The 22,443-nt window shown below is 38.1% G+C and carries 23 protein-coding genes; 7 read left to right on the plus strand and 16 right to left on the minus strand.

Annotated elements, in window-relative coordinates:
- Window positions 1–111 precede the first annotated feature (111 nt).
- A complete protein-coding gene (locus ABMA78_RS11940) occupies window positions 112–2,478 on the plus strand; it encodes an ATP-dependent Clp protease ATP-binding subunit (protein ID WP_392860321.1) in 2,367 nt (788 codons plus the stop codon).
- A gap of 248 nt (window positions 2,479–2,726) precedes the next feature.
- Here ABMA78_RS11940 and ABMA78_RS11945 read toward each other — a convergent pair whose 3' ends face one another.
- The 6 genes from ABMA78_RS11945 to ABMA78_RS11970 all read right to left on the minus strand — a co-directional run bounded on the left by ABMA78_RS11945 (window position 2,727) and on the right by ABMA78_RS11970 (window position 8,021).
- Window positions 2,727–3,749, minus strand: a complete 1,023-nt coding sequence (locus tag ABMA78_RS11945) for a peptidogalycan biosysnthesis protein (protein ID WP_392860322.1) — start codon at window positions 3,747–3,749, stop codon at window positions 2,727–2,729.
- A gap of 5 nt (window positions 3,750–3,754) precedes the next feature.
- On the minus strand, window positions 3,755–4,399 hold the full coding sequence (locus ABMA78_RS11950; RefSeq protein ID WP_392860323.1) for a DsbA family protein: 645 nt from the start codon (window positions 4,397–4,399) through the stop codon (window positions 3,755–3,757).
- Window positions 4,383–4,823, minus strand: a complete 441-nt coding sequence (locus ABMA78_RS11955) for a disulfide oxidoreductase (RefSeq protein ID WP_392860325.1) — start codon at window positions 4,821–4,823, stop codon at window positions 4,383–4,385. The genes ABMA78_RS11950 and ABMA78_RS11955 overlap by 17 nt, the downstream gene beginning before the upstream one ends.
- A gap of 95 nt (window positions 4,824–4,918) precedes the next feature.
- Window positions 4,919–5,908: a ParB/RepB/Spo0J family partition protein gene (locus ABMA78_RS11960; RefSeq protein ID WP_392860326.1), complete on the minus strand. Its 990-nt coding sequence runs from the start codon at window positions 5,906–5,908 to the stop codon at window positions 4,919–4,921.
- 90 nt (window positions 5,909–5,998) lie between these two features.
- Window positions 5,999–6,772 carry an SDR family NAD(P)-dependent oxidoreductase gene (locus ABMA78_RS11965; RefSeq protein ID WP_392860327.1) on the minus strand — a complete coding sequence of 258 codons (774 nt, stop codon included), beginning with the start codon at window positions 6,770–6,772 and terminating at the stop codon, window positions 5,999–6,001.
- Window positions 6,750–8,021, minus strand: a complete 1,272-nt coding sequence (locus tag ABMA78_RS11970; RefSeq protein WP_392860329.1) for a methyltransferase — start codon at window positions 8,019–8,021, stop codon at window positions 6,750–6,752. Before ABMA78_RS11970 ends, ABMA78_RS11965 begins: the two co-directional genes overlap by 23 nt.
- Window positions 8,022–8,069: 48 nt before the next feature.
- Between ABMA78_RS11970 and murD the strand changes: the two genes are divergently transcribed.
- Window positions 8,070–9,377 (plus strand): UDP-N-acetylmuramoyl-L-alanine--D-glutamate ligase, encoded by a 1,308-nt coding sequence (gene murD / locus ABMA78_RS11975; RefSeq protein WP_392860331.1) that lies wholly within the window; start codon window positions 8,070–8,072, stop codon window positions 9,375–9,377.
- Here murD and ABMA78_RS11980 read toward each other — a convergent pair.
- The 3 genes from ABMA78_RS11980 to ABMA78_RS11990 are packed head-to-tail and all read right to left on the minus strand — an operon-like array spanning window position 9,370 to window position 10,986.
- Entirely contained in the window at window positions 9,370–9,492 is a 123-nt protein-coding gene (locus tag ABMA78_RS11980) for a hypothetical protein (RefSeq protein WP_021267166.1), read from the minus strand. The two genes, murD and ABMA78_RS11980, sit on opposite strands and share 8 nt — an antisense overlap.
- Before the next feature lie 52 nt (window positions 9,493–9,544).
- A complete protein-coding gene (locus ABMA78_RS11985; RefSeq protein ID WP_392860333.1) occupies window positions 9,545–10,384 on the minus strand; it encodes a matrixin family metalloprotease in 840 nt (279 codons plus the stop codon).
- Window positions 10,384–10,986: a hypothetical protein gene (locus ABMA78_RS11990; RefSeq protein ID WP_392860335.1), complete on the minus strand. Its 603-nt coding sequence runs from the start codon at window positions 10,984–10,986 to the stop codon at window positions 10,384–10,386. The genes ABMA78_RS11985 and ABMA78_RS11990 overlap by 1 nt, the downstream gene beginning before the upstream one ends.
- A gap of 105 nt (window positions 10,987–11,091) precedes the next feature.
- Here ABMA78_RS11990 and ABMA78_RS11995 point away from each other — a divergent pair, with 105 nt between their 5' ends.
- Window positions 11,092–12,216, plus strand: coding sequence for an aminotransferase class V-fold PLP-dependent enzyme (locus ABMA78_RS11995; RefSeq protein WP_392860336.1), 1,125 nt, complete (start codon window positions 11,092–11,094; stop codon window positions 12,214–12,216).
- A gap of 28 nt (window positions 12,217–12,244) precedes the next feature.
- On the opposite strand, the gene ABMA78_RS12000 is transcribed toward ABMA78_RS11995, so the two are convergent.
- The 3 genes from ABMA78_RS12000 to ABMA78_RS12010 all read right to left on the minus strand — a co-directional run bounded on the left by ABMA78_RS12000 (window position 12,245) and on the right by ABMA78_RS12010 (window position 16,538).
- Window positions 12,245–13,075 carry a serine protease gene (locus tag ABMA78_RS12000; RefSeq protein ID WP_392860338.1) on the minus strand — a complete coding sequence of 277 codons (831 nt, stop codon included), beginning with the start codon at window positions 13,073–13,075 and terminating at the stop codon, window positions 12,245–12,247.
- A gap of 95 nt (window positions 13,076–13,170) precedes the next feature.
- Window positions 13,171–14,316, minus strand: coding sequence for a tRNA guanosine(34) transglycosylase Tgt (tgt, locus tag ABMA78_RS12005; RefSeq protein ID WP_392860340.1), 1,146 nt, complete (start codon window positions 14,314–14,316; stop codon window positions 13,171–13,173).
- 47 nt (window positions 14,317–14,363) lie between these two features.
- Window positions 14,364–16,538 carry a hypothetical protein gene (locus ABMA78_RS12010; RefSeq protein ID WP_392860341.1) on the minus strand — a complete coding sequence of 725 codons (2,175 nt, stop codon included), beginning with the start codon at window positions 16,536–16,538 and terminating at the stop codon, window positions 14,364–14,366.
- A gap of 143 nt (window positions 16,539–16,681) precedes the next feature.
- Between ABMA78_RS12010 and ABMA78_RS12015 the strand changes: the two genes are divergently transcribed.
- From ABMA78_RS12015 to ABMA78_RS12025, 3 genes are all read left to right on the plus strand, one after another.
- The gene (locus ABMA78_RS12015) at window positions 16,682–17,983 is read left to right on the plus strand and encodes a hypothetical protein (RefSeq protein WP_392860343.1); all 1,302 of its coding nucleotides are present in this window, start codon (window positions 16,682–16,684) and stop codon (window positions 17,981–17,983) included.
- Between the two features lie 108 nt (window positions 17,984–18,091).
- Entirely contained in the window at window positions 18,092–19,399 is a 1,308-nt protein-coding gene (locus ABMA78_RS12020; RefSeq protein ID WP_392860344.1) for a DEAD/DEAH box helicase, read from the plus strand.
- Between the two features lie 16 nt (window positions 19,400–19,415).
- Complete coding sequence (locus tag ABMA78_RS12025) at window positions 19,416–19,829, plus strand: hypothetical protein (RefSeq protein ID WP_392860346.1); 414 nt, start codon at window positions 19,416–19,418, stop codon at window positions 19,827–19,829.
- Here the strand turns inward: ABMA78_RS12025 and ABMA78_RS12030 are convergent.
- Complete coding sequence (locus ABMA78_RS12030; RefSeq protein WP_392860347.1) at window positions 19,826–20,278, minus strand: hypothetical protein; 453 nt, start codon at window positions 20,276–20,278, stop codon at window positions 19,826–19,828. The two genes, ABMA78_RS12025 and ABMA78_RS12030, sit on opposite strands and share 4 nt — an antisense overlap.
- A 28-nt stretch (window positions 20,279–20,306) precedes the next feature.
- On the minus strand, window positions 20,307–20,705 hold the full coding sequence (locus ABMA78_RS12035; protein WP_392860349.1) for a hypothetical protein: 399 nt from the start codon (window positions 20,703–20,705) through the stop codon (window positions 20,307–20,309).
- A gap of 48 nt (window positions 20,706–20,753) precedes the next feature.
- Here ABMA78_RS12035 and ABMA78_RS12040 point away from each other — a divergent pair, with 48 nt between their 5' ends.
- Window positions 20,754–21,416 (plus strand): hypothetical protein, encoded by a 663-nt coding sequence (locus tag ABMA78_RS12040; RefSeq protein ID WP_392860350.1) that lies wholly within the window; start codon window positions 20,754–20,756, stop codon window positions 21,414–21,416.
- Between the two features lie 37 nt (window positions 21,417–21,453).
- Here the strand turns inward: ABMA78_RS12040 and ABMA78_RS12045 are convergent, their stop codons facing one another.
- A complete protein-coding gene (locus tag ABMA78_RS12045) occupies window positions 21,454–21,885 on the minus strand; it encodes a TraR/DksA C4-type zinc finger protein (RefSeq protein ID WP_021267338.1) in 432 nt (143 codons plus the stop codon).
- A 197-nt stretch (window positions 21,886–22,082) separates the two neighbouring features.
- Complete coding sequence (locus ABMA78_RS12050; RefSeq protein ID WP_392860351.1) at window positions 22,083–22,433, minus strand: hypothetical protein; 351 nt, start codon at window positions 22,431–22,433, stop codon at window positions 22,083–22,085.
- Window positions 22,434–22,443: the final 10 nt, after the last annotated feature.

Below are 22,443 nucleotides of genomic sequence, written 5' to 3' on the forward strand. Positions count from 1 at the left end.
ATTTTGGTTACCTTGACAATTATAAAACACGTCCCATCTTATTAGTAGAAGGGGAAAAATACCTCATGATTTTAGGTGTTTATACCCAAGAATTTGCGTGGAGGAATTTTTATGAATAAGTACGATTCAATCGTTGCAGGCAGTCTCGATATTGCCCAATCTCTTCTAATGGAAAAGAAGAATACTCAACTATCTGAGTGGCACCTTGCTTATGGGCTGGTGAAGAATCCTTCTTCTTTCTCATCAAGAGCATTAAAGAATAAATTAAAAGATATAAAATCAGAAATCGAGCGCTTACCTCAAGCTTCTCAGGAAGTCTCACTTGATAATGTCAGACCTACTGCAGGACTTAGTAAGTGGCTCACATTGGCATCTTCCAATGCTATTCAATCAGGCCGTCAGGAAGTAACAGAAACTGACCTTCTAAAGCATATTGTGACAACCCTCTCCAGTCTCAATATTGACCCGAATGTCTTTAACTCTGCTATGAATGGAGACGATGAAGAGGAGGTTCCTGCCTTCCTGACGAACCTGAATGAAATGGCCGCTGAAGGTAAGCTTGATCCTGTCATTGGACGCTCGAAAGAAATTCGTGCGGTAATGGAAATTCTAGGACGTCGTGGGAAGAATAACCCTGTCTTAGTTGGGCCTGCCGGAGTAGGTAAAACTGCTATTGTTGAAGGCCTTGCGGAAATGATTGTTAAGGGAACTGTTGCTGATGTCTTAGAAGGAAAGACTGTCTATGCACTTGATATGGGTGCTCTGATGGCCGGAACTAAGTTTCGCGGTGAATTTGAAGAGCGTCTACAAAAGCTTTTAAAATATATTAAACAAAATGCAGCAACTTCGATTCTCTTTATCGATGAAATTCACCAGTTAGTTGGTGCTGGTAAAACAGATGGCGCTATGGATGCGGCCAATCTCTTGAAGCCTGCTCTTGCAAGAGGAGAGCTCAATTGTATTGGAGCAACGACTGATGAAGAATATCAAAAATATATTCTAGGAGATAGTGCACTTGAAAGACGCTTTCGAGCAGTACCGGTAAATGAGCCATCAAAAGAAGATGCTATTGAAATTTTAATGGGGATTCGCGAGAAGCTAGAGATTCATCATGGAATTAAGATTTCTGATGATGCAATTTTTAACTCCGTTATTTTATCTGATCAATATATTACAGATAAGAATTTACCAGATAAGGCCATCGACCTTGTGGATGAAGCGGCAAGTGCACTTAAACTATCTGCGGAAGCGATGCCTGCAAAACTCGTAGAGTTAGAAGCTGAAATTCGCTCAAAGAAAGTGAATATGCAAATTGATAAGGACAATGAAAAGTTGGCCAAGGAAGTTGAAGAGCTTGAAGAAAAATTCAATGAGCAAAAAAGCACTTGGGAAGAAGAGGTTCTTTCACTTAAGAGAGTCTCTGAATTAAAGAATCAAAGAGATCGCCTAAACTTCGAGTTAGAAGCTGCTGAAAGAAGTCAAGACTATGAGAAGGCATCAATGATTAAATACTCTCAGCTTCCAGAAGTTGAAAAAGAGCTTGAATCTTGTCATCACGATTGGGTTCTTGCGACTAAAGATATTGCTCTTGTGATTTCAAGACAAAAGGGAATTCCTGTCGAGAAAATCCTTAAGTCAAAACAAGCGCAGATTTTACAACTTGAAGGCTTTTTAAAGTCACGTGTTTACGGACAAGAAGAAGCATTAACAGAAATTGCTGATACAATTATTTCGGCCCACGCAGGTCTGACAGACCCTTCTCGACCACTAGGTTCGTTCCTCCTAAAAGGTCCTAGTGGTGTGGGGAAGACTGAGACAGCAAAGGCACTATGTGAGTTCTTATTTGATACACAGGATAACTTAATACGTTTTGATTTATCTGAATTTAGTGAAAAGCACTCAGTGAGTAAACTCATTGGTGCCGCCCCTGGTTATGTTGGTTATGAAGAGGGTGGTGTTCTAACTGAAGCGGTAAGACGTCACCCTTATTCAGTAATTCTCTTTGATGAAATTGAAAAGGCCCATCATGACTTTGGTGATATTCTGTTACAAATTTTAGATGACGGTAGGCTAACTGATAATAAAGGACGTACAATTGATTTTAAAAATACGATTATCCTTTTAACGACAAATGCAAAAGTTGTTGAAACAGCATTTAAGCCAGAAGTTTTAGGTAGACTTGATTCAGTGCTAACTTACAATGCACTTGATCGCTCAATCATGAACTCGCTAATTGATAAGCAAGTACGCTTACTTAACTCGAGACTACTTGGCCGTAAGCTTAAGGTAGATTTATCAGAAAGTGTGCGCGCTAGACTTAATGAGCAAGGTTACAGCGAGGCCTATGGTGCAAGACCACTTGCTTCAATCTTTAACCGATTAGTAACAAGACCTTTATCAAAAGAGATCATGGCACATGATCTGGAAGAAAAAGACTTAAAGGTCGATTATAAAGATTCTCACATTACAATTAACTAATAATACCGGCCCCTTAACAGGGGCCTTGTTGTTCGGTACGTCGATACTTTTGGCAATTACTACTACTTAGCGCACTTCTAATGCTCTTTGCTTTCAATATTTGTGCTTTTGTATATGAAATCCAGCATTTTGATGCTTTATTTTCGTAAAATGAGCATACTCCTACGTCAATATTGACTTTAACTAAGAATAAATGAAGTTAGAAGAATGTAAGTTATTGAAGTTGCCAAAAGTATCGACGTACCGACCTACTTAAAAGGAAGTAGCTCTTTTAAATCTTCATGATATTGTTTTACGCTCAAGTTTTGATTCTTAACGTGATTAGCGATAGCTTCGTGTAATTGTGTGTTTTTTAAGTGATGCCATGACTCAATTTCAACTGGCCTAAATCCACGGTAGAGCTTTTGTTCTCCTTGGGCACCAGCTTCGAAAATCTCTAGCTTATTATCGATGCAATACTCCATTGCCATATAGTAGCACATTTCAAAATGAAGAAACTCATACTTATTTTGATGAAGAGGGTGAACTCCCCAGTAGCGTCCATAGAGTTTTGTTGTGGATTCAAAAAATAGCGCCATGGCAATAATTGAATCTTCTTTATAGGCCAGGTGAAAAAAACAATTCTCTAGGGTGTTTAACCCAAGAAAGAAATCGAGAGTAAGGTAGGCATAAGCTGACTTCTTATCAATCGTTGTTAAATATAGGCCATATATCTGTTTAAGTTCATCTGTTGTAAGCTCACTTGCACATACTTTTTTAATCTCAATATCATATGAGTGGCATGCCTTTCGTTCCTTCTTTATGCTTTTTCTCTTATTCTTTTTAAGCTTTGAAAGATAGTCTTCAAATGAAGCGTACTCATTAATAAAATGATACTGAGTCGTAATTTGTTTAAAGAAGCCTAAGTCTTTCAGGCAATAATAGCTATTATCTGTAAAATAGTAGTGCTCACTAGATAGGTTTAACTCCTGATACATATTAAAAGACTTTGTTAGAAGCGTCCCATCAAATTCTTGAGTGAATTTACTATTATTTACTGGTGTGAAAGGAATGGCGTGAATAAGCTTTGGGTAATACTCTTGGTCCATTCGGTGATAGAGATCGGCCCAGGCCCAGTCAAAAATATACTCACCGTAGCTGTGTGATTTGATATATGAAATGAGCTGATTATTGTTGGTCGCAAGGTGAGTGGGTTCCCAACCTCTTTCTGGGCATGCACTCCCACTATCTTCAATTAATTTTAGAAAGTGGGAGTTGGCAAAGGTATGCATTCTACTTATTTTTCTAGTTCTTCACGAATCTGTAGTTCTAGTTGTTGATAGCTAAAACGCTCTAATGGTTTTCCATTGATAAAGAAAGTCGGTGTTCCACGAACTCCAAGTGTCTTTCCATCTTCTGCGTCTTGCTTAATCCATTCCATGAATTTCGGATCATGCATATCTTTTTTGATTTGATCAATATCTAGATCTAGTGTTGTTAAGTAATTCCAGATTAGGTCTGGGCGTGGGTTGTGGTGATTTCCCCATGCTGGTTGACTCTTAAAAAGTAGGTCAAGAGTTTGCCAGTATTGACCTTGCTTTCTTGCTGCCTCTAGAATTGAGATTGCATAGGCCGAGTTCTTGTGAAAGGCCGCATAGCGAACAACTAGCTTTATCTTACCTTCGTATTTTTCTACGATTTCTTTTACATATGGTGCAAAGGCACGGCAAGACTCACACTCAGGGTCTAAGAATTCGACTAAGACAACTTTTGCATCATCTGGTCCGATAGAAGGAGAGTAATCTCTGACAAATAATTTGTGATTTTCATTGGCCATAAAACCGAGCTTGGCCGCTTGTTGTTTTTTGTAAAATGTTGCACTAATGGCAAAGACTGCAATAACAGTAACGATTGCAGCTATAATTTTATGACTTTTTTGCATTTAAGAAATCCTTGTTGCTATAAACTTCTAATAAGAATAGTGAAAATAAAATTGTAAAGGCGAAGAATGCCAACATTGGAATTGAGATAAACCCGAACCAGTTAATCCATTTCTCTGAACATGGGACACCACTTACACAGGGACTCGCACTTTCCGGAATGACCTTAAGCTGAACGAGGTTGTGATAAATTGAAATGGCCCATCCTGAAATAATAAAAGGGGCACCATAGAGAATGCTTCTTTTATCATCTTGATAAAAGCCTATCAGTAAGATCGCTGCAAGTGGATACATGGTAATTCTCTGCCACCAACAAAGTGTGCACGGAACAAATTCCATGATGACACTAAAGAATAGTGAGCCAGCTGCTGCAAGTATGGCAACAATCCACATAATAAAAAGGGTGTTCTCTTTGACTAGTTTCATGACGAATATCATAACGAAACTTTAAACAGATGACCAAGTAATTCGTCATCTGCCTAAAGCGTTATATTGTCAATTTTTTGTAAAGTGGTTTGGGTTTAGAGAGAGTACTCTGGATTGAACTCTTGTTGATCTTCATCAAGTACAATCGTAGGCTCAGAAATAACTTCCTGTGTTTCAGTTGAATCAGAAGTTACATGATTAGAAGTTGTTCCCATGTTGAAGAAGCGCTCAAGATTCTCTTGCATCTTTCTTAGTTCTTTCATGATTGAAGCAGACTCCTTACCTTCGTAAGTAAGCTCTTCTAAAAGAATACGAGTAAGGTTCTTATTCATTCTCTTTGAAAGGTTTCTAAGGTGAGCATATTCTGCTGGCAATGGCTCCATCGTTTCAATTTCTTGTTCGGCTTCCTGAACACCACCACGCTTTGCTGCTGCAACAATTTGTTTTACTTCTTTTACTGTTTTATCTGAGATCATTGGAAGAACGCTGTCTTGAACTTCTTTGTCTAGCTTGATGATCTCGTTAGTAACACTTGCATTGATATGACCAAGTTGGCGTGCTTTCTTTACATGTTCTGATGCAAGGGCATCTCTTTTAATTGCACCTTTGATCACACTCTTTGAAAGACCTGTCTTTTGTGCCGTAATGGCAGCAAATGAATCCTGGTCTTGCTCTTCTTTTGCCTTCTCAAGCTTCTTTTCTTCTGTTGTTGTTGCAATAACATCAACTTCAATCTTAGTGGCCGTTGGGTTTAGCTCTTCAAAGATTTCGCGCCCACGGTTAAGACACTTTTCAAATTCAAGTTTATCGAGTGCTCTTCTCACAAGGTTTTCATCAATTGAAATTAACTCTTGCTCTAGTGACTTGCGGTCAACAACATGAACAGGAACTTCTTCAATTCCAAGCTCTTTTAGGGCCTGATATCTTCTAGCACCAGCTAGTAGTTCGTTTTCTTTATTGATTGTTAGAGGATTGATTAGACCAATATTTTCGATACTGATTTTTAATGTCTCAACATCAGTATTAGTTCTTAGGTATTCACTATTTAATTTAATATCATTGATATTAACAGTTGTTGTTTGCATGGTGTCCTCTTAATTTACAATTAATTTGTGTGTTGTGTGGGCGCCATTTTAATGGGTAATTATATATCTGACTAGAGGTGTAAGGTATTTTTAGTAACCACGCCCTGTGTTGACTCGCTCGATGATTCGTAGCGTAAGTGTATGAGGAATTGTCGTTAGTAGTGTTTTGAAGATTTTGTTTAGAAAACCTGGAACAATATAGAATTTATTTTTACTTAGTGCGTCCATTGTCTCTTTAACGACTTGTTCAGATGAGATTCCACTAAAGTGTTGCTTTTCGGCCTTTCCTTGATTGATACGAAATTGAGTATAGACAAGTCCAGGGCAGACAGAGATGACCTGTTTATTGGTTCCATTTAGATCTCGTCCTAGGGCCAGGCTAAAAGAGTGAAGCATGCTTTTTGAAGCAGCGTAAACACTTTGTCTTGGTACTGGGAAGAAGGCATAAAGAGAGGCGATATTGATAACTTTAAGTTGCTCACTTTGTTGAAGAAAGTGATGAGTAAGGCGCATTGGTACTTCGACGTGCACTCTTTGCATTCTTACTTGTTTTTCAATATCTGTTTCTGGGTACTTTCCTGCGACTCCAAATCCAGCGTTATTCACAAGGTATGTAAGTGGCGCTTTTATTTTTGAAATCACAAATTCACAAGCATCCTCATCTGCGAGATCCTTGATTATAATTTCACAATTAACTTGATACTTATCTTGATATTCTTTTGCATTTTGCTCGAGCAGGGCAAGGTTTCGTCCATGCAGATAGAGATCAAATCCTAGAGTCGCAAAGTGGTCAGCGAAGGCCTTACCCATGCCTGTCGTTGCGCCAGTAATTAAAATACTTTTATGATTTTGATTCTGCTTCATGATACCAAATTCCAATATTTCGAGGGGATTCAACTTCGTTAAAGAAGGCCATTAGCTTGGCCTCTTTTCCTCGCTCTTGTAGCATGATAGCACGATCATAGAGAAGGTAAAGCTCTAGGGCACGTCCAAATTGCCAACGAACAACATTTGCTAGAAATAATTTCTCTAGAGTATCTTGATGATCTTCAAAGAACTGATCAAGTTCTTTTGGACTTAAGTTAATTGGAATATTATTTTCAGTTAGCTTTGCAATTGCATATTCACTAAATGAAAGGGCGTAGAGTCTCTTGTGAGCATCACCAATAGGGATGATGTCGATTTCTTTTCCATAAACAGTATCGATATAGAATTGAAGACAGTAGCGATAAAACTTCACTCGCTTTTTTTGATTGAAGTCTTCAAGTTCCATACTTTGATGACCTCGAGTTGCGAGTGTTAAGCAATTACTTTCAATTTGTAGTGGGTTATTTTCTTTTGCAAATTGAGAGAGGTTAGTATGCTCTTTTGGGTCTAATTTATTATAGCAGCAGCCAAAATTCAGAAGCCCTCTTGTTTGATTGCCACTTGCCACTTGCATATGCTTTACGGCCAAAGGGCCACATGTGTGAAGACCTAGTGAAAAGGAGTCTTTACTGAATATACGAGCATTTTCTTTTCCCTCTAAATCGATGCTAAAGTCATGGTTAATAAACTTTACGTCTTTAGCACCTTCTGGTGTAGGGTATTTCTTTAGGCGACTGCGGCCAATTTCTTGAAATTCAGTATTAATATCAAGACTAATCATCTCCATGCCAAAGTAATGAGCAAGAGTGCGTGATAGGTGACCAACGCCTCCTCCAATATCAACAGTGTGCTTGAAGTCGCCTTCTTTATCTCTAAGCTTCGTTAGGAAGTTTGCAATCGCTAGGATCTCATCCTGCTTCTTTCCCTTAACTTTAAAAAACGCCCAACTTGGAAGTTCGTCGACTCCACGAATTAAGGACTCTTCAACCGTCTCATAAACTTCATTTTCTTTTAGTGAATTTAAGAGTGACTTAAGTGGACCTTCTTCAAGCTTTGAATAATCTCTCAAGCAGTCAAGCTCGTAGAGTTCTTCATGACTAAGTTTTCTTAAGGGAGCAATGAGATCTTCTGGAATGATTTCATCAATCTCACCAGCACGCCAAGCCTGGAGAACTTCTTTTTGCCATAGCTGACTATATGGCCTTAAAATAGAGGCAAGGTTTAAAAATAATTGCTGGTAATTCATGCACAGCAATGTAGCACTTTTATCCATGATTTGGAAGGTAATAGTCATATGATCATTAATGAATCGCTAAATAAGTATAATAAAATCGCAGTTGTTGGCCTTGGGCTTTCTGGCCTTTCAGCTCTACGCCTACTGACTTTTCTAGGTAAGGATATTTATTTAGTTAATCAGGGGGCCGTTGAAACGTGGCCTGCCCTTGAGGACTCTTCGTGCATCAAGGGCAAGATTGCTCAGGATGAGGCCTGCGATATTCTAGGAGAGATGGACCTAATTATTCTGACTCCTGGTATGTCTAAGGAGCTTCCATTATTTTCAAAAGCGACTTGCCCGATTTGGTGCGAGATTGAGTTGGCCTATAAATTTGCTGATGCCCCAATTTTAGGTGTCACAGGGACGAATGGTAAAACCACTGTTGTTTCCTTTCTAGAGGAGTGTGGCAAGCAGGACCCAACAGGGGATTACTTTGTTGGTGGAAATATTGGTACACCTTTTTGTGATTATATTTATGAGCGCATGAGCGGAGAGCGTGAACCAGCTCAAGGTATTATCTTAGAACTTTCAAGCTTCCAGCTCAACCTGATTGATGAGTTTCAATGTGATGTTGCTGGGCTTTTAAATCTAACTTTTAGTCACGGTGAACGCTACGATGACTTAAAGACATATGGACAAGATAAATTCGAAATCTTCAAAAATATGGCCAATGAAGGAATTGCCTTTCTTCCTAATGATTTAGAAGTTAAGAATGAGTATGCAATTCGCAATGAGCATCAACTGGACCTTTCAATTGAAAAGGTTAAGGAAGAACTATCTGAAGTTATTGATCCTAGTAAACTAAAGATCTACGGTGAACATAATCTTGTGAATACGTACTTTGTCTATCTTATGTGGGATGCGTTTACAGGTAATATTAAGGCCTTTCAAAGGGCCTGTGAGGTCTTTAATGGTGTTGAATATCGCTTGCAAATGATTAAGCAAGATAAAGGGCACTACTTCTTTAATGATGCAAAATCGACAAATTGGGAAGCAACACTAACTGCATTAAATGGAGTTAAGGATCTAGGGGATGTAGAACTCATTATTGGTGGCCAGCTTCGAGGACACGGTGATAATCAGCTAGAAAAGCTCTTGCCATTTAAAGATCAGATTAAAAAGATTCTCTTTTTTGGAGAGTCTGGAAAAGTCTTAAGTGAATTAAATTTTGAGATTGAATCTGAATATTTTGAAAATTTAGATGAGATATTTAAAGCAGGGTTTAGTGCAGATGTTATTTTATTTTCACCGGCATTTCCTTCTTTTGACCAATACGCAAATTACGTCAAAAGAGGTGAACACTTTACAAAATTAGCTCTTACTTAAGAACTGAGATTGTTACTTTCTGTGATTTGGAGTCTCTCATATTATCTGCAACAGTAATCTTGAATAAGAAAATAATGAGAATTCCAATAATAAATTTACCTGACTTTGATTCCATAATGTGATTATCGGTACTTACTGACAATACTTTAGTAAAATATTGTCTTTTGTTAATAAATTTTTGCTTGTGCAAATTTCTTAGATGTAACTAAGACCAATAATAACATGCCCAGACCTGCGATCAAGGCGGCGGAATCCTTTGCTGATGGGCGTTCAGAATATTGCGTACTTATCTTTTTTTCAATTTCCTCATTAATATGACCACCGAGATTGGCACTATCCTTAACCGGTGCAATTGAGCCACACATTGGGATTTGCTCTTTTGGGTATAGGTATGTGGCCCCGTCCCAGTCATCTTGCCCAATTGTTTCTCGGCCAGTGAGGTTTCTAAAGTACATTAGAGAACTTTCTTTTGAAGAGTGCCCAAGGCCAAAAGCGTGGCCGATTTCATGTGCAAAAAGAGCAATCTTTTGTGCTCTTGTTTGATCGTTGTAGCGAGTACCTGCGATATCATTGAGTCCAATAACAGAGCCCTGGATTTCAGTACCACTTAGATTATTTGGGAGAGTAACAGCTAAAATTCCAGTTGAAGTAAAAACTGTATTATTGCTATTACAGACGATTAGAATTTGCGTATTCGTACTTGGGACCTGACTGACGCAGCCAGCTTCACCTGCGGCGCAGATTTGTTCAGTAGTATAATCTGCATCAACCGTTAAAATATTACCGCCCTTAAGATGAAGGCTACTTGTTGCAATTTTATTCCAGTACTCACTTGCTGCAATCTCTACCATATCCATGATTTCATCTGCTGAGTCCGTAATATTTGCACAGGCGTTGTCTGCAACATCAACACGTATTTCTGGATTTGAAAAACGGATTGGAATATTTGCATTGATTGTAAATGCGAATGAATACGTCGAAAAAAGTAAGCAGAGAATAAGCTTCATTATTTATTTCCAAATGTATAGTTTAGCGATAAAGCATAGCTGAATGCTCGCTCGTCACCATCTTCAATATTGAAGACACTTAATTGTCCATTAACAAAGTACGTCTTATTAAATAAGTAGTCCCCGCCGAGGATGACAATATTATTAACAGCAGTTTGGTAATCTTCTGGAGTATAGAATTGCTGCGTCGACATTCCATTTCCTAATGTTTGAATCTCACCATCCATGGCCGTATAGGTAAAGAAAACACCAAGGCCTGCATGCATTCTAAAGCTTTGAGTAAATGTATGTTCAAGAAGGGCATGAATCCAGAAATTCGTTACTGTAACAGCGCTATCCTCACTTGATTTAGGGATCGTTAGTCCCGCTTCAAGATTAAGGGCCTTTTGCCACGGAATATCTGTTCGATAATTTGCTCTAATGAAAGGATTGAATGTGAAGTAATTTCTACCACCATCAATATCGGTTTGAATCTTACCGACATACTTCGTCAAGTTCCCAATTCCAAGTGAGAATTCGCCAGGAATACTAAGATCCTTAGCAGCTATAGAAAATGGAAGTATGCATATAATGCATAGAAGTAAGGAACGAGATATTTTCATGTCATAATTGTTAAGAAGTTTTCAAGGTTTGACAACTTCTTATTTGTTTTCAAATACTAGCATTTTCATTAAAATACCCCTAACCACTTAAAAAGGATTTTAAATATGTTCGAAAATTATAAGGTACCTAGTGAATTAATTCCAAGTGATCCAAGATTTGGTGTAGGTCCATCTTTAATACCAACTGAGTTTTCAGTACGTCTTGCTGAAACAAAAGCAAATCTTTTGGGAACATCTCATCGTAAGCCGGCCGTGAAAAATCTTGTGAAAGAGATTCAAGAAGGCCTAGCAAAGTTTTACAACTTACCAGAGGGTTATGAAGTTGTTATGGGTAACGGTGGTGCTACTTTTCTTTTTGATATGATTGGACTTGGTCTTGTTCGTAATAAAAGTGTTCACTATACATGTGGAGAGTTTTCAAATAAGTGGTTTAAGTCACATAATGGAATCCCATGGATTGAAGCACAAGAAGTTGTAAGTGAGTACGGTCAAGGTTGTGAACCACAAGGCTCTGATGTGCATGCTGATGCAGATATGATCTGTTTCACTCTTAATGAAACATCAACTGGTGTTCAGACAACGACTATTCCAAATGTAAATGACGATACTCTCGTTGCTGTTGATGCAACAAGTGGTGCGGGACAGATTCCTTTAGATATTTCAAAAATTGACTGCTATTTCTTTTCTCCGCAGAAAGTATTTGCTTCTGAGGGCGGGCTGTTTGTTGCTATCATGTCACCAAAAGCACTAAAGAGAGCACAAGAAATTAATGGAACTGATCGCTATATCCCAGGAATTATGAATTGGCAGACAGCTATTGATAACTCAGTAAAGAATCAAACATATAATACGCCAAGTATCTCAACTCTTTTCTTCCTTAATGAGCAAGTAAAACTTATGAACTCACAAGGTGGACAAAAGAATGCCGTTGATCTTGCACGCAAGAAAGCTGATATGATCTATGGTTGGGCCCAGGAAGAAAGTTTCTTAGAGGCGTATGTTGCAGATGAAAAATATCGCTCAACTTCTGTTGCGACAATCAACGTGGATGATAAGTATGAAGCGGCAGCGCTAATTAAAGTACTTGAAGCACAAGGTGTTGTGAACGGAATCGATTCTTATCGAAAGCTTGGTAAGAACCAATTTAGAATTTCTCTTTTCCATAATGTGAAATTTGAAGACCTTCAAAAGCTGACAAAAATTATTTCAAGCGCAATTAATCAAGCATAAGAAAGAAGGAGCACGTGGTGCTCCTTTTTTATTTCAATTGAATTGTTTTTAAATCAATCGACATGGAAGAATTTGTATAGAAATCCAAATAGTCTGTTCCGATATTATCCCAAATCTCACTTGTGGATAGGGGATTATTCTTATCTTGATCGGCCACTCCAAAAAAGAGCCCGATGATATCTCCTGTGTCACTGTTCATGATCGCACTACCTGAGTCTCCTGATTGTGCGTCACAGGCCGTAAAGAATACGTCTCTTACTTTTTCTTTGTTAAAAATCAAATCGATATTTCCTGCTAGGTAGACACAATCCTTATCTTGAATAATGCTTGCATCATATCTTCTAAGGTCGGCCTTGCCAGCACCAAAACCAACAGATACTAATTGGTCTCCTGCTTTAGGAGTGGGGAAGTTTAAGTTGATATCACTTAGGTTTTCTAGAAATGAAATACGGTTGGTTTTTTTAACTTTAAAGTAGGTATAGTCTGATCCGGATTTGATGCTACCAGAGTCGAGAATCTTTTCACACTTTGCACGGAACTTTTTAAACTCTTCGTTGATAATAAGAATTTTTGAATCACGACATTCTCTGTGAGTTGAGATAACATGGAAATTAGTTAAGAAGGTATATGTTGTTTCATCTTGCTTATAAAGAAAGGCCGTTCCAACTTTCTTTTGTCTTTCATTGACGACTTTTACTGTTCTTAGAATTAATTCTTTCGTTGTCGCTTTTTGAACGTGGAAAGTTTCCTTCGTTATTTTCTGTCTATTCCACTCATCACCACCAATATAGCGTTTGGCCATGGTTAGCTTTGTCGTGGTAATAAATGTGATTAGTAAAACTAAGTAGAACTTCCTCATACGAGGTTTTAGCTTAGAATGTAAAATGGGTCTATATATCTGAAAAGTTTATAAGAAAAAGGGACACATGTGTGTCCCTTATATTGAATACTTAATTAGTTTTTTGCACCGTCATCTTTATTGTAACTTTTTAGGAAGTCAGCTTTCCACTCATTGTAGCGATCGTTTAAGATGGCCTCACGAGCTTCTTCGGCCATATTCTTATAGAACTCAATATTGTGCATAGTCGCTAGAACTTGTCCTAGAATCTCATTTGAGTCAAATAAGTGCTTCACATAGGCACGTGTGAAGTTCTCACAACAGTAGCACTTACAATTTGGTTCAATTGGAAAGAAGTCACGACGATAGTTCTTGTGACGAATTCTGATTTTCCCACGTTTTGTAAATAGTGTTCCACCACGAGCAAACTTCGTTGGAATGATACAGTCACTCATATCGATTCCATATTCCCAAATCATGCAAAGGTCTTCTGGATTCCCAACGCCCATTACGTAGCGTGGTTTATCCTTTGGCATCTTAGGTCCTGTGTACTTAACGATCTTTTCCATCAGCTCAGGCCCTTCACCAACAGAGACACCACCAATGGCATAACCTGGAAGGTCGCGCTTAACAAGTTCATCAAGACACTCATCTCTGTAGTCATCATAAGTTGAACCTTGGATGATTCCAAATAGCGCTTGCTTTGGATTTGTCCAAGCGTCGATACAACGATCTAGCCAACGGTGAGTACGATCAATTGAGTTCTTTGTGTACTCACGAGTTGCAGGATATGGAATACATTCATCAAATGCCATCATGATATCTGATCCAAGCTCTTGTTGAATTTGGATTGATGTCTCAGGCGAAAGCATAATTGCCTTACCTTTGTGATCTTTAAACTCTGCTCCTTCTTCCTTGATACTCTTTCTTTGAAGAGAGAATACCTGGAATCCACCAGAGTCAGTAAGAATTGGTCTATCCCAATTCATAAATTTATGAAGTCCACCTGCTTTTTGAACCAGTTTTGAACCTGGTGATAGGTGAAGGTGGTATGTATTTGAAAGAATAATTTTAGTGTCCAGATCCTTTAAGAAATTTGGTGGAAGTGCTTTAATTGCACCGTGAGTACCAACTGGCATAAAAACTGGTGTTGGGATTTCTCCGTGAGGAGTTGTGATAACACCTGCTCTTGCTCCTGAGTTCTTATCTTCGTGGACAACTTTGAACTTGAAGTGTTCTTTGACTTGATCTTGAATACGCATAGATCACCCTTTGTCGTAACTCGACTGTTGAAATATTTCTACTAACTTTAATTATTTAAAGTACTTAGCTTTAATATTTCTTTTGCCGCTTCTTGTCCAACAGTATTTGTACTACCTTGTAAAAATTTGGCCAGATCCTTGGCAAATTTTACGAATGAGGCGCGATTTTCACCGTTGTCCTTAAGAGAGACAAGTTGGTTGATCTCTGCAATTTGGCTCATTAAAATTGATTTATTTGTCCCTTGAAAGGCCTTCTCAACACTGTCGATATATTCAATTTTAACCTTTGGCCTTGCTAGGAAAGTAAAGCCTTCAAGCTCACTTGATTTCATATTGCCGCCAACCTTAGCAAATTGCATAACTTGATCTTGTGCGATGTAGAGATAAATCTCATCACTACTTCCTCGATAGAATGAAGTGAATTTATTCAAGTTTCGATACTGCTTATAATCCATTTTAAATTCTGAAAATGCTTTCTTTGATTGGCCAATAGCGAGTAGATCAACATGGACAAGGTCTTTAGTCGATCGGCCCTTAATGATCTCACCGGCCCAGAATAATTTTCCAAAGTCTTCTCTTGTTAAATAGCTCGACTTTTCATCCTTATAAAATGAACTTAGGTAAGGGTAGCGGTACTTAAAGAACGGAATTGAGCTAAAGCTATTTTCAAATCTTTCAAATGGCATCGAATCCGTCATTTTAACGACATATGTGTTGGCCGAGTCTTTGTTAATGATAAAGTAGCTTGGCCTAGACCCACCAACTCTAAGAATAATATGCTCTTGTGAGAATTTCTTTGAGATAAGAAGCTCTTTGATCTTTAATGGCCTTTTTCCAAGTTCTTTAGAAACATTGATTTGTGTTGGTGCTGCGGTATCTGAAAAGCCTTCCTGGATAATTGGATAACCAATTACTAGGAGAGTAAAAATAGCTAAGTTAATAAGTGAAATAAACTTGAAACCTTTTACTCGATAAGTAATACGTCCTCGAGTGATTAACTCTTTTAGTGAGGGAGTATCAAAAATCACAGGCATCTCAAAAAGAGGAATAAGGTGCGCAATTAAATCTAGTGGTGTTCTAAGTACGGCCTTGGCCCTCTTTGATAGGAATGAGCCAGAAGTAGTCGCTCCACTAATAAAGAGAGTTGGCGACACACTAAATACTAAGTTGGAAACAAATAAGATTCCAAAAAGAACGATAAAGATTTTTGCAATATCTGGACTTAGTGAAAACTCAACATATTTTGCAAGTTCTGTATTGGCCAAGTCGGCCAGTTTTACACTTAATGACTCGACGGCCTCAACTTCTACTTGTGTTGAAATAATCGTGGTTGCAAAGACTAGTGATAGGGCACTCACAAAGCGAGTAAAAGGCCCCACTAACTTATTTTCATTCTGCTTTGCTTTTTTCTTCTTCTGTTGTGCCTTTCTTATTTTTGCACCTTCATAGTCGCGGGCAGTTCCTAGCTTAAGGCCTGAGGCTTCTTTTGATTTTGTCGATTTCTTCTTCGTATTTTTGTTTGTTTTTTTCTTCTTGTTTCCACCTAGAGGGCGGCTGATATGCTCAGTTTGTTTTGCAACCTTCTTTTCTTGTTCGGCTTCTGCATTTTGCAGGCGAGCGACGTTTAGAACTTGAGTGATACTAAGAGAGTCAGTATCTTCATCTACTTTTTGCTGTGCTGGTTGATCTTCATTAGTATCGATAATAAATGAAATATCTTCTTCGTCACTGTCGGAGTCATCATCAGATTCATCTCTTGTAAGCATATCACTACTTGTCATTTCAAATGAAGGAGAGCTGTCTTGAGTCGCTTTTTTGATCTCTTCAAGTGATTCTTGGTCTTCTAGGTGATGGAAGCTTTGTACTTCATCAAGACCTAGGTCATCTTCATCTTTTTCAGATGTGACTTCAAACTCGTCAGGTAACTGTTGAGCATGAGAGAGAGTTTTTAATTTGAATTCACTTCTTTTGTAGCTAAGTCTTTCTCCAACTTCCATGAAGTAAGTCGAGCCTTCTTGAAGAGGTGTTTCTTGAAGTTTTGCATCCTGAATTTTTTGAATTAACTTTAGGACTAAGCAGTCATCATCAACCTGAACCTTGATGCTTCCACCGTTTTCAGAAATAATTAATTCGTTATTTTCTTCCTTAAAGAAGAACTCTTTAACTGAGATAATGATTTCTTTATTTTCATTAGAAGTGCTGTGGATAAAACCAACCTGCATAGTCAACCTTTGTTAATTTTCAATTAATTTCCTTTCTATTTTAAAGGGATTATATAAATTTTCCTACTAATTTTTAGAATTCATTCCGTGTTAATATTGGTTAAGACAATTAAGAAGATTTAACCACGGAAGGGGACAAATAAATGAAAAAATCTTTTTTAGTAAGAGCGACGTTTGCTACGCTCTTAGCAGGACAAATGACTTTTGCGGCCGATGCTAATTATGATGTACAGGATCGTTTTCGCTTAATGGAAGACAAATTTCAAACTCAAGAATTCCTAAGAGAGCCTGGGCATGACTTTCTCGTTGATATGTCAGTTTATGCTAATACAGACCTTATGGAACTAGTAGGTGATGTATCTGATGCTTCAGATGCAGCTGATCCTGATCAAGCGGCAGCGGATGTACTTTCTGCTTATGCTGATACGGAACAAAACCTTAGATTAAATGTTGAAGTAGGAGTTCCTCTTCCATCATTTAATGCTTTCAAAGGGCTAATCAGTCCAAGCGTTAGACTTGGTGTGAATGTTGGTTCACTAATTGGAATTGGTGAAGAAGAGATTGAAACTGATACTCTTATTAACGCAATCCCAGTAGATGCTGAAACGAAGACTATTCTTCAAGATAAGCTTACACAAACAGTTTTAAATAAAGTACTTGCTGGAACAACTTCTACTGTTTCTGAACTAGCTGATGACCTTGGGTTAACAGGTGCTGAAAAAACTCAATTTGAAGCTGAGCTAACAGATGCTCTTGGTGGAACAGCGATTCCATTTTCAGGGTCTGGTTCAATGGCACCTATTATCGATGCTTATGTAAAAGCAGACGTTACAGCTGGTCTTAATTTTGATTATAAGAATGAGAGACACTTTGGTTCATTTTCTCTTTATGGTTTATATCGAGCTGACGTAAGACGTGTTCTTGATCAAGATGCAATTGCTGGTGACGGTGATGTTATCGATACTGAAAACCTTGATCAAAATATGACTCTTTATGCGATGGCCGACATCACTTATGGTTTTCACTGGCTATCAAATTTCAGAACAATGTTTAAGATCCAAGATATCGCTCTTGCGACAGTGATTGAAAATGATGAAGGTTATCTTCCATTATATGAGCCAGAAATTGGTTACCGTATGCATACTGATTATAGCTTCAATCTTTCAAATATGAGAGTTCGTCCATTCGTAGGTTTCCACATGAGAGATGGTTATGATTTTGCTGATGGAGTTTATGCTGGTACAGACGTAATGTTCCATGTTTGGAAAGAAAGACTAGCTGTTACTGTAAGAGGGATGGTTGACTCTGAACACCTAACTCTAACTCCAAGACTTAAGCTAGGATTCATGGATTTCATGTATTCTCTTAAGCAGCCAATCACTTCAGAAGTACAAGGTGTGAAAATTTCAACAATTCACTCTGTAAACTTCAGACTACACTTCTAATTTAAGAAACATTGTGTTAAATATCGGGGGATCAAAAGATCCCCCCATTTATTTCTGCGTAGACCAATTCTGGTCGCGAGCGGAGTTGTCTATTTAGGAGAGTACAAAATGGCAAAAAACACAAGAGAATTTGTTGAAATCGTTGATATGGACCTGTTTGCAGGTTTCTTAAAAGAAAATAAGCTATCTAAGCCGACAGAAGTTCAGTCAGAAGCAATTCCAGAGTTTCTAGATGGCCACAATCTTCAGGTACAGGCCCAAACAGGTAGCGGAAAAACCCTGAGTTATCTTCTTCCTCTATTTCAAAAGCTAAAAGAAACAGAATCTGACTTAAAGAACCAAAAAGCTGGTTCTCCTCGTGCCATCATCTTACTTCCTATCAAAGAACTTGCGATGCAGGTTTCTGATGAATGTAAGAAGATCTCTCACCATGCAAAGTTACGTGTTCGTCTTGCTCTTGGTGGTGAAAAAGGAAAGAAAGTAAGCACTCTTAAAAAGCAAACTTTTGATATTCTTATTGGTGGACCTGGTCGTATCAAGTCGATGCTTGAAAAGAAAGAGATCCGTCTAGATGACCTTGAGTATCTTGTGATTGATGAAGCTGATCAGCTACTTGATATGGGCTTTATGCGTGAGCTTAAGGCCATTCGTCGCCACCTTACTTCGCCGTATCAAGCATGTCTTGTGTCTGCAACGATGGCAGATGATTTTGATATGCTTAAGGCCGAGTTCTTCTCTGGAATGGAGTTTAAGTCGGTAAGCTTAATTGGCTCTCATGGACTTTCTCAAACAATTGAAACATTTAATATCGCTCTGGACTATACAGAGAAGAATGCCATGCTTGATGTTTTCATTAAAAAAGAAGCAAAGGGTAGTGGGATTATCTTTGTTAACCAAAAAGAGAAGGCCGTTGAAGTATATAATTATATGAAGCAGGCCAATCTTGTAAAAAATCTCTATGTTTCTCATGGTGATATCACAGCAAAAGAAAGAAGTGAGAACTTTAAAAAGTTTAAAGCGACAGGTGGTATTCTTATCACAACAGATATGGCCGCTCGTGGGATTGATATTAAGACTCTTCAATGGGTGCTTAACTATGACCTTCCATTTGAAGCTGTTTACTATATCCACCGTTCTGGCCGTGTGGGACGTGCCGGAAGAGCTGGAAGTGTTTACAACTTTGTGACAAAAAAGGATCAGAAATTAATTGGTCAAATTAACGAGGCCATTAAGAATCAGGATACTCTAAAGATTGATCCGATCTTCTTAAAGTCTATGACAAAGAAATCTGGTGCTAAGAAGGCGACAAAGAAAGTTGCTCGTAGAGGGCAGCTTCCTCAAAAGAAGACTACTTCACGAACAAGCACTCGTACACCATCTCGTACATCAAAAAATTCTCGCGGCAGACGCCGTTAAATGATAAAATGCTAATATGTTTAAACGTATTAGCATTTTCTTTTTTCTTTCATCATTCTTTGTTATGTCATCATGTTCAGAAAAGGATATTTATACTCCTTTAGAAATGTTTGATATGGCCTATAAGTTTGACAATACAATTGAAGAAGTTCGTATTGGATTAAAAGAAGAGGGGCGACATTTAGACTGTAAGGATTATCCTGCTGGCTGCATTGTGGGCTCACCAAAGCGCTTTAAAGTTAGATTAGTTGAAATGATTGTCGTGCAATACTTAACGTCTCAGGAAGCTTGTTTGGCAGCATACAAGCTTAATCAATACTATGCTCGCAACTGGCTATTTGATGATGTTGCTAGTGAGCCCGTTCTTGTGGACTTTGTTAAACAAGTCTACAAGGCCAAAAACCCACAAACAAAAGAAGAGTGTGATTAGTCCATTAGCCACTGATTAATTTCTTCGTGATACTCTTCTAACTTCTTATTTGTTCCTATGATATCACTACTGGTAATAAGAAAGCATTTGTCGCTTTTTAAATGTATTTGAATGGCGTGATTTGATGCCGTAGCACCTCTGGTTCTTAAGAGTTCGACTCTTTTAATTTCATCAAGCCCAAATTGAGTGATCTGCTTCCTTAGTAGTGAGCGGGCAACAAGCCTTGCTGTATTTCTGGGTTTACTCATCTCAAGATGACGATATTTAAGAAGTGATAATACGATTGTTGGAGTAAAGAGAAAGAGCAGAAGATCCTTTTGACCAAGTTTATTATTGAAGCTCAGGTAGCTACCAAGTCCGACAACAAGTAAGAGAATACATAGAAGTGCTAGCTTCGATGGAAAAGAGTTGAGTGTTAAGTTTTGAAAATTCTTTTCAAGTTTTAACATATCGATCTCCTGTTGCGCCTATCCCTTTTTATTCTTTAAAGAAGTACTTCTTAAATCCTGTTTGGAAAGCATCGATCTTAACTTCCCATGCATTAATAAACTCAGGATTTTCTTCTCTATACTCTTCTAATGTTTCCTTAAACAGCATTACCCATCGTCCAAGTTCGCCCATGCGGATATTTAAGTATTCATGGGCCTCAAGTAGGTGGGCCGCAGGACGTGGAAATTTTATTCCTAATAACTGTGCCTGCCAAAAGGCGTTGATAACCTCTAAGTGTTCATTGAAGTCATCAATATTTGCTAGAGGGCCATTGTTGGCCGTTATTTTTCTAAAGTGATAGCCAATAAAAACATCATTAATGGCCTTGGTGTAAAATGTCCGAGTGATATTCTCAATTAGTTTGATCTCGTAATCATTGCCTGTCATAAGTTAAGTCTACACTAAATTTTGTGCTTTAAATACCGATGAAAGTTTATGAACAAAATAATTATCTCTTTACTTTCATTACTCCTAGGTAAATTTATCTATGCAGGTCCGTTAATTTCGGTAAATAACGATACATGTTGGTATAAAGAAGACCAAGGACGTACGAAAATTGCATCCTTTAATGATCAAGTAAGTCTTAATACAAATCGTGATGAAGTTCTAGGCCAAGTCGTTCAATACTTACATGAACAAAAATTTAAGGCCGAAAAAATAGATATGATTCACTCTTATGGACTGTGTGGCCCAAGGCTTTCAATGGCCTTTCGTATTTCTTATGAGAAGGTCGACTACTGTCTAAGGGCAAATATTGAAAAAGATCATGGCCTTAAGTTTTCAGGCATTGGCCTGGCCCAAGATAGTAAGGGTGCCTGTCAAAGTATAGCAAGTGATAAGCTTATCGTTTCTGTTGATCAGGCCAATATTGTCGATCTACAAAAGTTCTTAAGCGAGCAGGGGCTTAGAGCTAAGAAAGTTGATAAGCTTTCTTCAAAAGTCTACGTTCTGTACTTTGATGCTCAAAGAGATGAGATTAAAGATATAAGAAAGAGTGTCATTGATAGCGGAATCGCTAATTCAGCGGAATTCTCAACGGGGCAATATCATATTGCAGATGAGTTTGAATTATTAAGCATTAGTTACTTTAGAAAATAAGCACAAATAAAAAAGGCCTCTAATGAGGCCTTATTTTTTATCTTTTTCCTATTTCAGCAATTGTCTTTCCAAGAGATTTAGAACGCTTTAAGTAAACATTCGATTTCTCTTCATGCTCAGCTTCTTCCTTACATGCAATGCAAAGCTCAGCAGTATTTCTCGCCATCAGGCGATCAAAACCAATTTCAATATCACACTCATCGCAAAGGCCGTATTCACCTTTTTCGATTTTTGTCAGTGCTTTGTTGATTTTCTTTACGTAGAAGTTTTCACGATTTCTGAAACGAATTTCCTGCGATGTTTGAACGTTTGCTACTGCCTCATCTAGAGGGTCAAGTAGTTCGTTCTTGTCCATGCAATACTGCTCTTTCTCACTGTTTTTGTTAAGAATTCTTTCTTTGTCAGCAAGTAGCGCATCTTTAAGTGCAGCTATTTGCTTGTCCGATAGATACGAGTTAGCTCTGTTCATTTCGACTCCCTTGTGCCGTGTTTCTTCCAGTGAAACAAGTTGTTTGTAACCTTAGTTTTGCGCTTAGGCAAAACAATTACGCACAACAAATATTGTGTTCGTGTGTTGTAGAAAGAATTTACTGGTCGGGGAGGTGTTAGTAAAAGGTATTTTTCTTACAAAGGATTACTTTGTCATGGAATATCAATAGTTTAGAGCTAGTTTTTTGGAAACGATGCTTCACAGTGAGGACAAAACTTCCAAAACTGCTTATCAACCTCTGTTTTACAGCCTGAACAGGTGATTATCGCACTCAGTTCTTCAAATGCTTCGTCATACATATTAGCAAAGAGATCACTTCTCATGGCCGCAATTGTTGTAGGGTGGGCCCTGAAAGTACCAGGCATTGTTGTGTTTGGAATAAATTTTGCGGGTGTTACACTCTTGTCTGGAAAGATTTGAACTTGAACCTCTTGTGAAGGCTGCATTTGGTACATTTGCCTATTAGCAATATTGCGTTCGTTCTTTAGTAATTCAAAATTGTCGTTGGCGCTAAACTTTCTATCCATGAATCCAATT

Source organism: Halobacteriovorax sp. RZ-2, from assembly GCF_043196685.1.
GTDB lineage: Bacteria > Bdellovibrionota > Bacteriovoracia > Bacteriovoracales > Bacteriovoracaceae > Halobacteriovorax_A.

What these genes read in the sequence shown, in the direction of transcription:
- ABMA78_RS12035 (WP_392860349.1), bottom strand. Translation starts at nt 20,705, where the DNA reads ATGACAGGCAATGATTACGAGATCAAACTAATTGAGAATATCACTCGG.
- ABMA78_RS11970 (WP_392860329.1), bottom strand. Translation starts at nt 8,021, where the DNA reads ATGAATTACCAGCAATTATTTTTAAACCTTGCCTCTATTTTAAGGCCA.
- ABMA78_RS12010 (WP_392860341.1), bottom strand. Translation starts at nt 16,538, where the DNA reads ATGCAGGTTGGTTTTATCCACAGCACTTCTAATGAAAATAAAGAAATC.
- ABMA78_RS12000 (WP_392860338.1), bottom strand. Translation starts at nt 13,075, where the DNA reads ATGAGGAAGTTCTACTTAGTTTTACTAATCACATTTATTACCACGACA.
- ABMA78_RS12020 (WP_392860344.1), top strand. Translation starts at nt 18,092, where the DNA reads ATGGCAAAAAACACAAGAGAATTTGTTGAAATCGTTGATATGGACCTG.
- ABMA78_RS11965 (WP_392860327.1), bottom strand. Translation starts at nt 6,772, where the DNA reads ATGAAGCAGAATCAAAATCATAAAAGTATTTTAATTACTGGCGCAACG.
- ABMA78_RS12015 (WP_392860343.1), top strand. Translation starts at nt 16,682, where the DNA reads ATGAAAAAATCTTTTTTAGTAAGAGCGACGTTTGCTACGCTCTTAGCA.
- ABMA78_RS11945 (WP_392860322.1), bottom strand. Translation starts at nt 3,749, where the DNA reads ATGCATACCTTTGCCAACTCCCACTTTCTAAAATTAATTGAAGATAGT.
- ABMA78_RS11940 (WP_392860321.1), top strand. Translation starts at nt 112, where the DNA reads ATGAATAAGTACGATTCAATCGTTGCAGGCAGTCTCGATATTGCCCAA.
- ABMA78_RS11985 (WP_392860333.1), bottom strand. Translation starts at nt 10,384, where the DNA reads ATGAAGCTTATTCTCTGCTTACTTTTTTCGACGTATTCATTCGCATTT.
- ABMA78_RS11960 (WP_392860326.1), bottom strand. Translation starts at nt 5,908, where the DNA reads ATGCAAACAACAACTGTTAATATCAATGATATTAAATTAAATAGTGAA.
- ABMA78_RS11990 (WP_392860335.1), bottom strand. Translation starts at nt 10,986, where the DNA reads ATGAAAATATCTCGTTCCTTACTTCTATGCATTATATGCATACTTCCA.
- murD (WP_392860331.1), top strand. Translation starts at nt 8,070, where the DNA reads ATGATCATTAATGAATCGCTAAATAAGTATAATAAAATCGCAGTTGTT.
- ABMA78_RS12045 (WP_021267338.1), bottom strand. Translation starts at nt 21,885, where the DNA reads ATGAACAGAGCTAACTCGTATCTATCGGACAAGCAAATAGCTGCACTT.
- ABMA78_RS12050 (WP_392860351.1), bottom strand. Translation starts at nt 22,433, where the DNA reads ATGGATAGAAAGTTTAGCGCCAACGACAATTTTGAATTACTAAAGAAC.
- ABMA78_RS12025 (WP_392860346.1), top strand. Translation starts at nt 19,416, where the DNA reads ATGTTTAAACGTATTAGCATTTTCTTTTTTCTTTCATCATTCTTTGTT.
- ABMA78_RS12030 (WP_392860347.1), bottom strand. Translation starts at nt 20,278, where the DNA reads ATGTTAAAACTTGAAAAGAATTTTCAAAACTTAACACTCAACTCTTTT.
- tgt (WP_392860340.1), bottom strand. Translation starts at nt 14,316, where the DNA reads ATGCGTATTCAAGATCAAGTCAAAGAACACTTCAAGTTCAAAGTTGTC.
- ABMA78_RS11950 (WP_392860323.1), bottom strand. Translation starts at nt 4,399, where the DNA reads ATGCAAAAAAGTCATAAAATTATAGCTGCAATCGTTACTGTTATTGCA.
- ABMA78_RS11955 (WP_392860325.1), bottom strand. Translation starts at nt 4,823, where the DNA reads ATGAAACTAGTCAAAGAGAACACCCTTTTTATTATGTGGATTGTTGCC.
- ABMA78_RS12040 (WP_392860350.1), top strand. Translation starts at nt 20,754, where the DNA reads ATGAACAAAATAATTATCTCTTTACTTTCATTACTCCTAGGTAAATTT.
- ABMA78_RS11980 (WP_021267166.1), bottom strand. Translation starts at nt 9,492, where the DNA reads ATGGAATCAAAGTCAGGTAAATTTATTATTGGAATTCTCATTATTTTC.
- ABMA78_RS11995 (WP_392860336.1), top strand. Translation starts at nt 11,092, where the DNA reads ATGTTCGAAAATTATAAGGTACCTAGTGAATTAATTCCAAGTGATCCA.